This is a genomic window from Halorubrum sp. Atlit-28R (genome assembly GCF_003665955.1).
Classification (GTDB): domain Archaea; phylum Halobacteriota; class Halobacteria; order Halobacteriales; family Haloferacaceae; genus Halorubrum; species Halorubrum tropicale.
Window position 1 is genome coordinate 1 of sequence record NZ_QPLS01000102.1, and the last position, 574, is coordinate 574.

1 protein-coding gene is annotated in these 574 nt (G+C 62.2%); it reads right to left on the reverse strand.

Annotated elements, in window-relative coordinates; translation table 11 throughout:
• The coding region (locus tag DVK06_RS17005) for an acyl-CoA dehydrogenase family protein (RefSeq protein ID WP_199718762.1) at positions 1-327 on the reverse strand (327 nt) is incomplete at its 3' end.
• Between the last annotated feature and the right edge of the window lie 247 nt (positions 328-574).

A 574-nucleotide genomic window follows, 5' to 3' on the forward strand; every position in this document is an offset into this window, starting at 1 on the left:
TTCCGACCCGAAGGCGTGAATCGGGTAGATGACGAGCGACCCCTGCACACTCGCCATCGAACGAAGCCCCGAGTCGCCCGCTTCGAGTTCTTGCATCAGGAGTCCGTAAGCACGTTCGCCGAGTCCGGGAAGCCCGTAGCCGTCGAGGTTAGGCGCATAAAACCCAAGCTCGCCCATCTTCGGAATGAGGTCCATCGGGAACGTTCCCTGCTCGAAGTGGTCGCCGATATCGGGTTTCACCTGCTCTTCGACGAATCGTCGTGCTTCGTCGCGGACGAGTTTCTCTTCGCCGGTCAGGTCGCCCTCCAATTCCAGATAATCGAGCATGATAGACCCTGCGCCCGGCGCGGTGAAAAGCGATTCGCTCGGTCGAGATTCGGGGAAGACGGACGACCGAAAAGTCGGTGACGAAAGCGGGGCGGCGCGGCTCGGCAGCGAGAGGGGCACGACTCGACGGCGGCTCGGATGCGACTCGAAAACGGCTCGCGGCTGGCGGAACGCTCAGGCCGCCGATTCGACCGAACCAGCGTTCGTCCGGTTGACGTAGGTGACGAAGTTGTCGAACAGGCGCTTG